The organism is Halorubrum luteum (assembly GCF_054652935.1).
Window position 1 is genome coordinate 796,052 of the sequence record NZ_BAAIGT010000002.1, and the last position, 14,169, is coordinate 810,220.

13 protein-coding genes and 1 pseudogene are annotated in these 14,169 nt (G+C 67.5%); 10 read left to right on the forward strand and 4 right to left on the reverse strand.

The window, feature by feature from the left end; translation table 11 throughout:
* Positions 1–85 precede the first annotated feature (85 nt).
* Positions 86–1,921, forward strand: a complete 1,836-nt coding sequence (locus tag ACYQ0R_RS03955) for an ATP-binding protein (RefSeq protein ID WP_459821030.1) — start codon at positions 86–88, stop codon at positions 1,919–1,921.
* An 81-nt stretch (positions 1,922–2,002) separates the two neighbouring features.
* On the opposite strand, the gene ACYQ0R_RS03960 is transcribed toward ACYQ0R_RS03955, so the two are convergent.
* The 4 genes from ACYQ0R_RS03960 to cofD form a co-directional block, all read right to left on the reverse strand.
* On the reverse strand, positions 2,003–2,644 hold the full coding sequence (locus ACYQ0R_RS03960) for a DUF447 domain-containing protein (protein ID WP_459825661.1): 642 nt from the start codon (positions 2,642–2,644) through the stop codon (positions 2,003–2,005).
* Between the two features lie 128 nt (positions 2,645–2,772).
* On the reverse strand, positions 2,773–3,831 hold the full coding sequence (locus ACYQ0R_RS03965; RefSeq protein WP_459821031.1) for a triphosphoribosyl-dephospho-CoA synthase: 1,059 nt from the start codon (positions 3,829–3,831) through the stop codon (positions 2,773–2,775).
* The gene (locus ACYQ0R_RS03970; protein ID WP_459821032.1) at positions 3,828–4,658 is read right to left on the reverse strand and encodes a beta/alpha barrel domain-containing protein; all 831 of its coding nucleotides are present in this window, start codon (positions 4,656–4,658) and stop codon (positions 3,828–3,830) included. Before ACYQ0R_RS03970 ends, ACYQ0R_RS03965 begins: the two co-directional genes overlap by 4 nt.
* A gap of 126 nt (positions 4,659–4,784) precedes the next feature.
* A complete protein-coding gene (cofD, locus tag ACYQ0R_RS03975; RefSeq protein WP_459821033.1) occupies positions 4,785–5,990 on the reverse strand; it encodes a 2-phospho-L-lactate transferase in 1,206 nt (401 codons plus the stop codon).
* 122 nt (positions 5,991–6,112) lie between these two features.
* On the opposite strand from cofD, the gene ACYQ0R_RS03980 reads away from it, so the two are divergent.
* From ACYQ0R_RS03980 to ACYQ0R_RS04020, 9 genes and pseudogenes are all read left to right on the forward strand, one after another.
* Positions 6,113–7,405, forward strand: coding sequence for a glucose-6-phosphate isomerase (locus ACYQ0R_RS03980; protein ID WP_459821034.1), 1,293 nt, complete (start codon positions 6,113–6,115; stop codon positions 7,403–7,405).
* A gap of 57 nt (positions 7,406–7,462) precedes the next feature.
* Positions 7,463–8,278, forward strand: a complete 816-nt coding sequence (locus ACYQ0R_RS03985) for a CPBP family intramembrane glutamic endopeptidase (protein ID WP_459821035.1) — start codon at positions 7,463–7,465, stop codon at positions 8,276–8,278.
* A 39-nt stretch (positions 8,279–8,317) separates the two neighbouring features.
* Positions 8,318–8,515, forward strand: a pseudogene (locus ACYQ0R_RS03990) (hypothetical protein); the annotation flags it as partial.
* Positions 8,512–8,700, forward strand: coding sequence for a DUF8014 family protein (locus ACYQ0R_RS03995; protein WP_459821036.1), 189 nt, complete (start codon positions 8,512–8,514; stop codon positions 8,698–8,700). The pseudogene ACYQ0R_RS03990 and the gene ACYQ0R_RS03995, both read left to right, overlap by 4 nt.
* A gap of 264 nt (positions 8,701–8,964) precedes the next feature.
* The gene (locus ACYQ0R_RS04000) at positions 8,965–10,698 is read left to right on the forward strand and encodes a methyl-accepting chemotaxis protein (protein WP_459825663.1); all 1,734 of its coding nucleotides are present in this window, start codon (positions 8,965–8,967) and stop codon (positions 10,696–10,698) included.
* An 86-nt stretch (positions 10,699–10,784) separates the two neighbouring features.
* Positions 10,785–11,333, forward strand: a complete 549-nt coding sequence (locus ACYQ0R_RS04005) for a hypothetical protein (RefSeq protein WP_459821037.1) — start codon at positions 10,785–10,787, stop codon at positions 11,331–11,333.
* A 105-nt stretch (positions 11,334–11,438) separates the two neighbouring features.
* Complete coding sequence (locus ACYQ0R_RS04010; RefSeq protein ID WP_459821038.1) at positions 11,439–11,612, forward strand: HVO_2523 family zinc finger protein; 174 nt, start codon at positions 11,439–11,441, stop codon at positions 11,610–11,612.
* A 158-nt stretch (positions 11,613–11,770) separates the two neighbouring features.
* On the forward strand, positions 11,771–12,730 hold the full coding sequence (locus ACYQ0R_RS04015; protein ID WP_459821039.1) for a phytoene/squalene synthase family protein: 960 nt from the start codon (positions 11,771–11,773) through the stop codon (positions 12,728–12,730).
* Between the two features lie 282 nt (positions 12,731–13,012).
* Positions 13,013–14,149, forward strand: coding sequence for an extracellular solute-binding protein (locus tag ACYQ0R_RS04020; RefSeq protein ID WP_459821040.1), 1,137 nt, complete (start codon positions 13,013–13,015; stop codon positions 14,147–14,149).
* Positions 14,150–14,169: the final 20 nt, after the last annotated feature.

The following is a 14,169-nucleotide window of genomic DNA, read 5'->3' on the forward strand; positions in this document are numbered from 1 at the left end:
CCGGCGTCGACGCTGCCGAGTGGTGGTTGGAGAGACCGGCTTCGCGAGGCGAAGCTCTTTGAGGTCAGCGTCGTCTGTATACGATATGACCGACGAGGAGACGATCCACGTCGCGGACGTGAGCGACGGGATCGGTGGGGACGCGACCGCCGAGGAGGGGACTCCCGTCGAGCTTCCGGTCGTCGACGTGCTCACGGGTCGTTCGTTCATCACCGGAAAAAGCGGCTCCGGCAAAAGTAACACGGCGTCCGTCGTGATCGAAAACCTACTCGAGGACGGGTTCCCCGTCATGATCGTCGACACCGACGGCGAGTACTACGGATTAAAAGAGGAGTTCGAGATCCTCCACGTCGGTGCGGACGACGAGTGCGACATCGTCGTCTCGCCGGAACACGCCGAGAAGATCGCGTCGCTCGCGTTAGAACAGAACGTTCCGATCATCCTCGATGTCTCCGGCTATCTGGAGGAGTCGGTCGCCAACGAACTGCTGTTGAACGTCGTCAAACAGCTGTTCGCAAAGGAGAAGAAGTTAAAAAAGCCGTTCCTGCTCGTCGTCGAGGAGATTCACGAGTACATCCCGGAGGGTGGCGGGATGGACGAAACGGGGAAGATGCTGATCAAGGTCGGTAAGCGCGGCCGTAAACACGGGCTCGGGATCGTCGGTATCAGCCAGCGGCCGGCCGATGTTAAAAAAGATTTCATCACCCAGTGTGACTGGCTCTGCTGGCATCGACTCACCTGGGACAACGACACGACGGTCGTCGGCCGGATCCTCGGATCGAAGTACGCCGACGCCGTCGAGGAGCTCGACGACGGCGAGGCGTTCCTCATGACCGACTGGGACGAGTCGATTCGCCGCATCCAGTTTCATCGCAAGCGGACGTTCGACGCCGGGGCGACTCCCGGACTCGACGACTTCGAGCGGCCGGAGCTCAAATCGGTGTCGGGCGACCTCGTGAGCGAGCTCGAATCGATCTCCGACGAACGCGAGCGTCGCGAGTCCGAGCTGGCCGATCTCCGTCAGGAGCTCGACAAAAAGCGGTCGCGAATCGAGCAGCTCGAACGCGAACTCGAGGAGGCGCGCGACCTCAGCAACATGGCCGACCAGTTCGCACAGGCGCTGCTCGGCAAGGCGGAGGCCCCGTATCGTGGCGGATCCGGCCGAACTCCCGAGAGGTCGACCGACCGGGGGCAGGCGGAGTTCGCCGACTACGACGAGTCGAACCCGTCGGAGCGCATCGAGGACCCCGGCGACGGGGAGTCCCCTTCCGACGAGCAGTCGGACGTCGAGCCGGTTACCCGCGCGGACGTCGCCGAGGGGGCGCTGCGGTTCGACGACGCCGTGGAGCTCGGCACCCGCGCGGCCGTCATCGAGGAGCTCCGCAGCCGGATCGAGTCGCTGCCGGAGCTGTCGCGAGCGATGCTCCGTCAGTATCGCCGGGAGGGCGTCAGCGAGCCGATCGCGGCCCACATCGACGCCGGTGGGGACGGAGACGCCGGACACGCGTACAGCCGTCATCGACCGATCAGGAAGGCAGGGCTCATCCGACACGCCGGACGGGGCCACTACGCGTACGCTATCCCCGACCTCATCCGCGACGCGTATGCGGACCGTCTCGACGACGACGAGATTCGGGAGATGGTCCGCGAGGTGGAGACTGCGTTCGTCCCACCCGCGGAGCGGTCGTATCCGCCGGATGCGGAGCCGTCGTATCCGCCGGATGCGGAGCCGTCGGACGTCGATCGGTCGGAGTCCGGAGCCGACGGGGTTGACGAGCCGGACGCTGACGGGACGGTGCCGACTGCCGAACCGGGAGAGCTCGCGGACGGGTTGAGCGAGACTGCCCGGCGGTTCGTCGAGCGTGGCCGCCGGTCGTCGGGGACGCCATCGGAGGAGTCGACGACCGACGACTCGGGGTGACTGGCTACGAGGAAGGTCGGCGTCTCTCGACGGTTCCCGGAGAACCGATCGCCACGATTTCCCGACGAGCGGCGGCCGGAGTCAGTCTCTAGCGGTTTTTTCGTCGGCATGGTCCGACGCAGCGGTTCGCTCCGTACGCTCTCGCCACCCGGTCGCCTCGTCGATGCGTGCGAACGCCTCCCGTTCGCGAGGACCGCCACAGCGGTCGACGACGTCTGCGAAGTACCGGAGTCGGTCGATCAGGTCGTCCGTGTCGAACGCGTCGACGTCGAGACGCGAGGCGGCCACCGTGGCGTCTATCACCGCGCCGAAGCCGCGGTTGATCGTCGGGACACGCTCCGTGACGACCTCGAACTCGATCGGTTCCAGTGCCCACGTCCGGATGGTGGTGTCTCCCTCGACACGCTCGCCGGTCTCGGCGACGCGGACTCGCACCCACGCGTCGGCGTTCGGCAACACCGGTTCGTCCGATTCGCGGATCGTTAACGCGGCGTCGACGAACTCGCGGGGGTCGACGGTGAACTGGACGACGCCCGAGCCGCGCTCGGTGAAGTTGCGCCACGTCCGGGTACGGCCGTACGTGCGCGCGGTGGCCGGCGCGTCGGCGTCCGCTGGCGCGTGTATCCCGAGCGCCGCGTGATTCCAACGGTCGTTCGGACCGAGCGTCGCGACGACGGACTCCGTGACACCCCGCAGATCGACTGGCCAGCCGTCGGCCCCCACCTCGTTGCTGCGTTCATCGTCGCCGTCGCGGGGGCGGTCGTCGTCGCCGCCGCGGGGGCTGTCGTCGTCGCCGTCGCGGGGGCGGCCATCCCAAACGTCGCGATCCGCGGAGCTCCGGTCGGGGTCGGTCACGGGCGCACCTCCACGCCGTGACGGAGGGCGACGTACAGTGCCGCACAGGTGAGGTCGGCGGTCGTCCCCGGGTTGATCCCGTCCGCGACGAATTCGGCCGCGAGCGACTCGGCGGCATCGAGGTCGATCCGGTCCGCAAGCGACCCGCTCGCCGGTGCGACCGGCGCACCGTCGATCAGCGACGCCGCTCGCCGACTCACCTCGTGAGCGACTCCCGGGTCGTGGTCGGTTGCCACGAGCGTGTCGGGCTCGCTCGCGAGCAGCAGTATAAACGCGCGAGCGGCTCGGTCGGTCACCGGCCCCTCGTCGTTCAGGATCCAGTCGGCGGCGCGGAACGTCCGTGGGAACCCCTCGATCCACTCCTGTGCGTTCCGGTCCGGGATCCGGTCGACGTCGGCGTTCCGTTTTCCGTCGTCCTCTACTCTGCCGTCGGCTCCGAGTGCCATCACGTCCCGGAGCGTGAGCCCCCGATCCCTGAGCGTCGATTCCGCCTCACTGCCGCGCCGAACGTCCAAGTCGACGGCGTCTGCTGGCGGGTCGTCGACCGCGACGTCGACGTGTTCGAACGCAGTATAAAAGGCGACGGCGTCGTCGACGGTCGTCGCGCGCGTCACACGGTCGACGCCCGTGCGAGAACAGTCACCTTTGACTCCCGTGCGAGAACAGTCACCCTTGACTCCCGTGCGAGAACAGTCACCCGAGGTCGCAGGGTCGCTCGAGGCCAGACGGTCGTCCGCGGCCGGATCGTTGCCCGCGGCGGTCGCTTTTAAGAGGGGTACGAGGAGGAGCAGACAGCCGAACTGCGTGTTCGTCCCCGCGCGGTCGGCCATACCGGCGACGGCGCGCTCGAACGCGACGCCGACCGAGCCGTCTCGGGCCGCGCGCTCCAATCCGCTTCTCGCGCCGACCGCGCCGCCGAGAAACGACTCGAACCGGAGATCCTCGAGATCACGAGCGCGGTCGACGTTGCCCGGCTTTGGCGTGCCCGCGACCTCGAGCAACAGCGCCAGTATCGCGTCGTCGACGGGGGATCGTCCGGGGAGAGAGCCGGTCATCGACACCCCTCCACGCCGGTTTCTTGCGTTGCCACGTGTAGCTTGCCGGCCCGCCACGCCGCGACCGCGTCCGCGACTCGCGAGAGCACGCGGGGGTCGTCGCTCGGCCGACCGACGCTCACCGCGTCCGCGCCGTGGGCGGCATACTCCGCGACCGTCCCGCGGCCGCGAACCCCGTTGTTTGCAACGAGCGTCATCCCGAGGTCGGCCGCCTCGATCGCCGTCGCGAGGTCGCCGACGACCGGTTCGGAGTCCATCGCGTCGACGTGGAGCCAGTCGGCTCCGGCCGTCGCGACCGCCTCCGCGACCGCGACCAGGTCGACGCCTGGGACCTCGGTTCGCACCTTCACGCTCGTCTCCGCGCCCGCCCCCGACGCGGCGGCGACGTAGTCGGCGAGCCGGTCGACGTTTTCCAGCAGTGACTCCCCGCAGCCGACCGCACACAGCTCCGGCTGCCGACAGTGGGCGTTGATCTCACACACCGCGTCGTGGTCGGCACACACCGCCGCCGCCTCCCGGATCGGGTCGACGGTCGAACTTCGGACGTTGAACCCCGGACGGACGGAGGCGTCGGTGAGCGCGCGGAGCTGGTCGTCGATGAACGTGACGGGCGAGTCGGGAAGGAACTCCGCACGGTCGCGCTCGACGAGGTCTCGCGCGGCCGCCCGACTCGCAGGATCGAGCGCGACCCCGCCCATGAGTGCGACGTCGACGTACTCGCCGGCCGTCCGGGCCCACGTCGCGTCCGCCTCTCCGCTGAGACTGGCGGCGACGAGGAACGGATCGGACGAGGTGTCCTGTGCCGACGGTCCAGCCGGTGGCGTCATCCGATCACCTCCAGTGGCTGCGTCATCCGATCACCTCCAGTGGCTGCGTCATCCGATCACCTCCAGTGGCTGCGTCATCCGATCACCTCCAGTGGCTGCGTCATCCGATCACCTCCAGTGGCTGCGTCATCCGATCACCTCCAGTGCCCGCCTACATGCGAGCGCGACCCGTTCGGCGTCGTCCGCGTCGTCGATCCGGGTGTCCGTGTACTCCACGTGTCGGTCACGGGTAACGGTCGTCTCGAGGGCCGTCTCGCGGTCGGTGTTCTCGCCCGGATCCTGTGTCGTTTCGGGAGCCGCCTCGAGCTCGGTGTCGTCTTCGTGGTCGAGGACGAACGCATCGGCAAACGGATACGCGGCCGCGACGCCGGCTGTCGACGGTTCGTAACCGACGCCCGACATCAGCTCCGCCGCGGGGCCGGAGAACACCCGGTCGCCGACGAACGGGGAGACGGCGACGACGGGCGTCTCGGCGAGCGCCGACTGAATCCCCGGGATCGCGAGCATCGGGCCGATGCTCGTGACGGGGTTCGACGGACCGACCACGACCGGCTCCGCGAGCGCGTCCAGCACGGCGTCGGTGGGGTCGGCGTCGGCCGCGCCGCGGAACTCCACGTCCGCGACCGGCGGCTCCGCGCGACGAGCGACCCAGTACTCCTGGAAGTGGATCGTCTCATCCGACTCGGTGTGAACGAGCGTCGCGACGGGGTCGTCGGACATGGGAAGAAGGTCGATGTCGAGGTCGAACGCCGTCGCCAGCGTCCGAGTGGTCTCGGTGAGCGTCCTCCCCTCGTCGAGCAGGCTCGTCCGAGTCAGGTGGACTGCGCGGTCGCGGTCGCCGATCTCCATGAACTCCGCGACGCCGGAGAACCGTCGCCAGCGAGCGATCCGACGGCCAGCTGTCTGGGCGTCGTCGTCGAGGTATCGCGGCGCGGCGGTCGCGGGGCCCGAGTCGTCTGAGTCCGTGGGGCCCGAGTCGTCTGAGTCCGTGGGGCCCGAGTCGTCTGAGTCCGTGGGGCCCGAGTCGTCGGAGTCCGCGGGGCCCGAGTCGTCGGAGTCCGCGCCGTCAGTCACCCCGGCCGCCGCCGCCAGCCGGTGGAGCTCCGCGTGGGTCGCGGTCGTGTCGCCGTCGATCCCCCACCACGTCTCCCGGTCGAGGACGTCACCCTCGGCGAAAAGCACCGTGTCGACGTCCGGACAGACTAGATGACCGCCCAGCTCGACGTCGTCGCCCGTGTTGGCGATGACGGCGATGTCGTCGGAATCCCACACGCGAGTCGCGCCGTCGAGCAGCTTCGGCGTTCCCGTCCCGCCGGCGAGGAACGTGACCATACCGGCGCAAGGTCGTGAGCGGGTTTGTATCCTCGCCTCCCGCTCGTCCCCTCCGGGCGGTCCGCCCTCGTTCGTGCGTCCCGGACGGCCGATTTAAGTTCCGGTCGCCCGCCTGACCGAGTATGGACGTCGACATCGGCAACGCCCTCGGAACCATGCCGGGGCTCACGGAGGAGACGCTGGAACGACTCGACGACCGCGTCGCGGACGCCCACGAGCGCATCGACCGCGGAATGGCTGCCGACGAGTTCGGTTACGCCGCACTGACGCTGCCCGAAACCGCCGATCCGAACGCGATCCGCGCGGCGACCGAGCCGTTCGGGGAGCCGGAAGCGGTGCTCACGGTGGGGATCGGCGGGAGCGCACTCGGCGCGATGACGCTCACGGATGCGCTCGACAGCGACGTCGACGCGTACGCGCTCGACAACGTCGACCCCGACCACGTCGACCGGTTTCTCTCGTCGCTTCCTCTCGAGGACACCGTCGTCAACGTCGTCTCCAACTCGGGGACGACCGCGGAGACGCTCGCGAACTTCCTCGTCGTGCGCGAGGCGATGACGGCGGCGGGCGTCGACTGGACCGATCGGACGCTCGTCACGACCGGCGACGAGGGGAACCTCCGGCGGCTCGCCGACGAACACGACCTGCCGGCGCTCGATGTCCCTGCGGGCGTCCCGGGACGCTTCTCCGTGCTTTCGACGGTCGGGCTCGCGGCCGCGGCGCTGTGTGGCCACGACGTCGAGGCGGTGCTGGCGGGCGGCCGAGACGGGATGGACGCGCTCTCCGGATCGCTTTTCGAGTCGCCGGCGTACGCGTACGGCGCGACGACGTACGCCCTCGCAAAGCGGGGAGCGGCGACGAACGCGTTCATGCCGTACGCGGAGTCGCTGGAGACGTTCGCGGAGTGGTTCGCCCAGCTGTGGGCCGAGAGCCTCGGGAAGGATGGACTCGGCCAGACGCCGGCGCGCGCGCTCGGCGCGACCGACCAGCACTCCCAGCTCCAGCTGTACCGGGCCGGTCCGCCGAACACGCTCGTCACGCTCGTCCGTCCCGAGGAGCGCGCCACGATCCCGATCCCGGAGACCGAACTCGAGGGGCTGTCGTACCTCGGCGGCGCATCGCTCGGCGAGCTGCTCGATGCGGAGTTCGAGGCGACGGAGGCGAGTCTCGCGGCGGCGGACGTCCCGAACGTCAGAGTGGAGATCGACCGCGTCGACGAGCGCGCGCTCGGCGAGCTGCTGTACGGGATGGAGGCGGCTTGCGTGCTGTACGGGGAGCTGGCGAGCGTCTCGACGTTCACCCAACCCGCCGTCGAGTGGGGAAAGCGCGCGGCACGCGGTCTGCTCGGCGACGGCGAGTTCCCCGAGGCCGAGGCGGTCGCCGACAAGCGGGAGCTGCGTATCGAGCGGTCGTAGGTGTCGAGCCGTCGGTATCCGGAGCGGATAAACCGATCCCACCCATAGCACGCGGTAATGAGCGGTGGGTCTCGGAGCGAGGAGGATGTCGCCGCAAGCGGCGACGGCGCCGATGGTGACGAGGAGAACACCGGAGACGCTCCGACCGACGACCCAGCGCTTCCGATCCGACGACTCCTGCGGGTCGCCAGCGCGGTGTTTGCGATCGTGTTCGCGCTGGTCGTCGCCTCCGCGATCACCGCTCCGGTCACGGGGATCGCAGTGCGCGTGGGGCTCGTGAGCGAGGAAACGAGCGCGTGGCAGGTCCTTCGAACGGTCGTGCAGTTCGGCGGGTTCTTCCTCGCCGTGCTCGGCTACTTCGCGTTCACGGACGAGTGGGATCTCGTCGACGTCGAGTGGCTCACGCGCCGGGACGCCGGCCTCGTCGCCGTCGTCGCGGTCGCGCTGTTGGCGCTGCAGTACGGCGCGCTGTACGTCCTCGGAACGATAGGGATCACGACCGGACAGAACACGGCGACGGTTCCCGCGGGCGACCCGGTCGCCTACTACCTCGCGATGATCGCCGTGTCGATCCTCATCGTGGGTCCGGTCGAGGAGCTCCTGTTTCGCGGAGTCGTGCAGGGTGGCCTCCGGAACGCGTTCGACGCGACCCCGGCGGTGCTGCTCGCGAGCGCTCTTTTCGCACTCGTCCATCTGCCGGCGATCGAGGGTACGACGACGGAGCAGTTCGCGTACGTCGGGATCGTCTTCGCGCTCGGCTGTCTGCTCGGGTATCTGTACGAGCGGACGGGCAACGTGCTCGTTCCGGGACTAGCACACGGCGCGTACAACGCGGCAATCTACGCGATCCTCCTGGCCGGCACGGTGAGCTAACGCTGGCGACCGTCGTGTGCGTTCGGCGACCATCAGTCACACCTCCCACGAATGGAGCGTAGCGGAGTGATCGAGTACGACAGAAACACCGGCCTCGTCACGCTCACGTTCGGTACACTCGTCAGCGCCGGATCTGAGCGCCCGTCTCTGCCGCTATCCGTCCGCGGCACCCATCTCTGTCGCCATTCGTCCGCGCGAAACACCGAAGACGGTCGAGCGACAACCGTTCTCGTATGACGCCGGACGGTGAGGAGAGCGATCCCGTCTGTGCCGAGCCGGACTGCACCGAAGCCGTCGCCGTTCGCCTGTCGATCCCGTGGGAGGCGAACCGACGCGTCTGCCCGGCGTGTGCCCGTGCCGCAGTTCAGCAGGACGGGGTCGTCGCCGAGCCGATCGAGGGCCGTGAGGAGTCGTGGCCGTGAGGAGTCGTGGCCGTGAGGAGTCGTGGCCGTGAGGAGTCGTGGCCGTGAGGAGTCGTGGCCGTGAGGAGTCGTGGCCGCGAAATCGCCGTCGTCGAGGGTGCGAGCGCCAGTTCACGGCTACTCCGGCATCTCCTCCCGATTATCCGGACCGATAACTGGATCCGGGGGTTCATACTACCGTTTCATCGACGGTCACGTATGTCGATGACAACAGCGAGGAGCCTCGACCTCGGGGATCGGTACGAGGCGCTGCTCTGGAAGACGATGGACGCGATCGGCGTTTTGGAGTCGATAGAACGGAAGGTCGTGGCGGCCGTGGTGATCCAGTTTCTCGCCACGGTCGGTATCTTCATCGTTCCGTTCGTCCTTTCGGGCACTGCCTGGTACCTCGTCTCCGGCACGCTGTTTCTCGGGGCGCTCGTCGCGATCTACAACACGCTTTTGATCGTGCGGCGAGATTTCACGACGCCGATCCGCGAGCTGGAGCGGCATGCTGACGCGATTGCGTCGGGAGCGGTGTCCGCCGAGATGGCCGCGGGCGGGTCGGCAACCGGGGGGTCGGCGACGCTCTCCGCGAGCGACCAAACTGACGAGATCGGGAGTCTCACGAACTCGTTCGTATCCCTGCAGTCGTATCTCGAGACGGTATCCGGCCAGGCCGAGGCGCTCGCAGCCCAGGAGTTCGACGATCCGGTCCTCGACGAGGAGGTGCCGGGCGCGTTCGGGGAGTCGCTCTCGCGGATGGCCGACAACCTCGAATCGTACACGACCGAGCTGGAGTCGCTGATGGACGCGTTCGGCGACGCGACGGAACGCGCTCGCGAGGGCGAACTCACCGCCACGATCGACGCCGAGGAGCTGGCGATCGACGACGCGGACCGATACACGGCGCTCGTCGACGACTACAACCGGCTCGTCGGGACGCTGGCCGACACGCTCGCGGAGGTGAAATCGTTCACCGCCGACGTCGACGCCGCGAGCGACGACGTCACTGCCAGCATGGACGAGGTCGACAGCGCGAGCGAGGAGGTCGCGCAGTCGGTGCAGGCGATCTCCGACGGTGCAAGCGAGCAGACCGAGGAGCTGCAGGCGGTCGCCGACGAGATGAGCACGCTGTCGGCGACCGTCGAGGAGATCGCCGCCTCGGCGGACGACGCGGCCCACACTGCACAGGGTGCCGCGGACCGGAGCCAGTCCGGCCGCGAGGCCGCGGAGGAGGCGATCGCGGAGCTGGACCGGCTGGAGACGCGGATCGCCGAAACCGCCACCGCGGTCGACGACCTCGTCGACGAGATCGACGAGATCGACGAGATCGTCTCGTTCATCGACGAGATCGCCGAGGAGACGAATCTCCTCGCGTTGAACGCGTCGATCGAAGCGGCGCGGGCGGGGAGCTCCGGAAACGGGTTCGCCGTCGTCGCCGACGAGGTGAAAGGACTTGCCGAGGAGACCCGCGACTCGGCCGCGGAGATCTCGGGACGGATCGACGAGGTACAGTCGGCGTCCGCCGACGCCGCATCCGACGTGCAGGCGATGGAGTCACAGGTGTCCGACAGCGTCCACACGATCGAGACGACCTTACGGGAGTTCGAGGAGGTCGGCGAGGAGGTGACGACGGTGAACCAGACGGTTCAAGAGATAAGCAGCGCGACCGACGATCAGGCGGAGACGACACAGGAGGTCGTCGACATGGTCGACGAAATCGCCGAGATCAGCCAGCAGACGGCTGGGGAGTCGGAGAACGTCGCGGCCGCGGCCGAACAGCAGACTGCGACCGTCTCGGAGGTGACTCGCCGGACTCACACGCTCTCCGAACGGTCGGACGACCTCCGGTCGCTGCTCGACGAGTTCGACGTCGAAGCGGGTGACTCCTTCGGCGGGAATGAGCAGGACTCCTCGGAGGATGGCGGATTCGACTTCTCCGAAGGCGGCTCGGAGCCAGCGACGACCTCCGTCGACACACCGTCTACCGCACCGATGGAAGCAAGCCAAGACTGAGAATCGCGCGGATCACGGGTAGCCACGATTATCAACCCCGTGAATCGGCGTGTAATCCTTTTTACCCGTGACAACGAGCGTCGGGTATGGAGCTTTCTCGACGCGGCGTCGTCGGCGCGCTCGGAGCGGTGTCTGCGGTCGGGGTGATCGGGCTCGTCGGCGCATCGACCGTCAACGAATCGGAGGAGCGGTCGGGCACGGCCGCGGCCGGGAGTGACGGAGTCGACGGTGGCTCCGACGATGACTCCGACGTGGCGTACGTCGATGCGGATCCGAACGCGCCGTTCGCGGCCCGGCTTGTCGGCGACACCGAGGATCGGCTGCTGTTCGACGCGAGCGGGCTGGTCCACGTCGAAGGCGTGCATCCCGAAGGTGACGAGCATCTCGTCATCATCGAGCTCGGCGATGACGCCATCGACGCAGTCCGTGCTGCGATGGGCGACGAGGACGTCGTCGACGCTCCCGATGCGTTCGAGATACGGATGACGCTCGACGGGACCGAGGTGCGTCGCATCGACCTCGACGAGGAGACGGCTGCGGCCCTAACCGACGACTCGTGGGAGGGGATCGTCACCCTCCCGTTCTCGGAGCCCGCTGTCGCGACGGACGTGTACGAGTCGCTTGCCGACGAGTGACGGAACCGACCGGTTTGCGGTGAGGGGTCGGGAGTGTGGTCAGTACGACGCATCTGTGCGACCCGGCGACGGGAGAGTTAAACCTCGGGACCCCGTGGTGTGTCCATGCAGGAATCGGGCCGGGCGAACGACACCGACTCGGAGACGAAAGGCGACCGCCCCGAGCGCGGAGGCGGTCGTCCCTGTCCCCTCTGTTCGGAGCCGATGTACCACCGACACTGTAAGTACGTCTGTCCGTCTCACGGCGTCGTGTATGACTGTAGCGACACGTTTTACTGAGTACTCGTCGAAGTGTCGGAACCCATGTATTAATCAGCACGGTTCGGACCCGTGTGATACCATACTCGTACGTACGAACTGTTATGTCGATGGAGGCCGTTACTTGATTTCATGACTGACCCGCTCGTAACCCTCCGGACTGATCCGTCGAGGCCACCATGGTAGGACGAGGCCAAGTCGCCGAGGGGAAACGGATCCAGCGACGGACGGGGAAGACGTTCCACGTCGCAACCCGAGTGCTTCCGGAGCGGATACGCCGTCCGACGTACGTTCTATACGGCTTCTTCCGGATGGCCGACGAGGTGGTCGACGCCGAGGAGACGGCACCCCCGGAAGAGCAGCGTGCCGAACTGGATCGGCTTCGCCGTGCCGCACTCGGCGAGGAGCCGACCGACGACCCGGTGCTCGACGCGTTCGCAACCGTTCGCGAGGAGCGCGGCATCGCCGACGAGGACGTGAACGCCTTCGTCGACGCGATGGAAAGCGACATCGACACCGATCGGTACGAGACGTACGCCGACCTCGAGGCGTACATGGACGGGTCGGCGGCCGCGGTGGGGCGAATGATGACGGCGATCATGGATATCGACCGTCCGGAGACTGCGCTCCCGCACGCCACCAAACTCGGCGAGGCGTTCCAGATGACGAACTTCATCCGGGACGTGCGCGAGGACGTGATCGAGCGCGACCGGATCTACCTGCCGCTCGAGACGCTGCGCGAACACGGCGTCGACGAACAGCAGATCCTGGACCTCGAGTTCGACGAGAACGTCGCGGCGGCGATCCGGTCCGAGCTCGAACGCACGGAACGGCTGTACGAGGAAGGGGTCGCCGGGATCAAATACCTCCCCGAAGACTGTCAGTTCGCGGTGTTGCTGGCGGCGGTGCTGTACGCGGACCACCACCGGCTGATCCGGAAGCTCGGATACGACACGGTGTCGACGACGCCCGATCTCACGTTCCGCCGGAAGATCGCGTTGCTCGTGCGAACTCGCTGGAAGTGGCAGTGGAACCGCGACCCCGAGGCGGTGTTCTACGAGGTCACCAACGGGTTCGATACGGATCCGAGCCACCACGGACACGGTCGGCCGGACCCGACGTTCGCCCGCACCGACTGAGAGCTCGACTGCCGTTTTCGTCCAGTATCGACTGCCGCTTTCGTCAGTGTCGGCTCTCGGTCCGCCGTTCGCGTTCGTTCCTGGTCGCTTCCGCTCTACTCGGCCTCGATTCTCGCCGTCGTGGACGTCGTGTTCCGCATGCCGTGTTCCGTTTCGTGTGTGCCGAGTACGGCCTCCGGAGGGCCGATCCGCGTATCTCGAGAGCCTGATCGGCCGCCCCGAACATGTTTTTGGTCAGCCTAAATCGGAACGCTTTTTCTTTTAGGCCAACCTAAATCAAATATGGAGGACGAATCCCCCACCCGCTCCGCCGAGCGTTCCAGTCGCCGACGGTTCCTCGGACTCACCGGGGCGGCCGGCAGCATCGCCGTCGCAGGCTGTACCGACCTGTTCGGCGGCGGTGGCGAGGACCCGTTCGACGACTACGGGCCGCAAGGCGCCGCGCTCACGTCCTCGGCGGTGACGTGGGACGAACTCGGCGATCTGGAAGGTGAGCTCACCGTGTACTCCGGTCGGACGGTCGACCAGATCGATCCGCTGTTTCAGGCGATCGAAGACGAGTACGAGGGGTTCACGATTAGCACCGACTACGACGACAACTCCGCCCAGCTCAACAAGATCAACGAGGAGGGGGAGGGGAGTCCGGCCGACGTGTTCTACACCCAGTCGTCGGGCGCGCTCGCGTCGCTCAAACAGGACGGACTCGTTCGAACGCTTCCCGAGGACGTGGTCGACGCCATCGACGACAACTACAGCGACCCCGACGGGACGTGGACGGGCGCGTCCGGCCGAGTCCGCGCGGTCCAGTACAACACGGAGCTGTGGACCGAGGACCTTCCGAACGACATCTTCGCGTACGCCGAGGAGGAGCGGTTCCGAGACGTCATCGCGACGCGGCCCAACTCCGGCACGTTCCGGTCGTTCATCGTCGCGATGATCGAACTCGAGGGGGAGGACGCCACCCGCGAGTGGGTGCGAGCGATGGTCGAAGACCAGAACGCGACGCTGTACTCGAGTGGCTCCCAGCAGGCCGAGGAGGTCCACGCCGGAAACCAGGCGGTCGCGCTCGGCAACCAGTACTACGCCGGGCGGATCCTGGGTAACGATCCGGACTCGCCGCTCGACGTCGCGTTCACGGAGAACGACGCCGGATCGCTTTTCAACGTCTCCGGCGTCGGCATCCTCGAAGCGTCGGATCGGCCGAACCTCGCGGCGGAGTTCTGTCGCCACGTCCTCGCCGCGGAGGGCCAGGAGTTCTTCGTCGAGACGAACGGCGAGTACCCCGTTATCGACGGCGTCGACTACGTCGGCGACCTCCCGACGCTCGAAGAGATCAACCCGCCGGCGTTCGACCTCAACGCCCTGGCTGACGTCGAGCAGGCGGTCGATCTCCTCCGCGAGGAAGGGATGACCGTTTAAGAGTCGTTCCGCGCACCGAG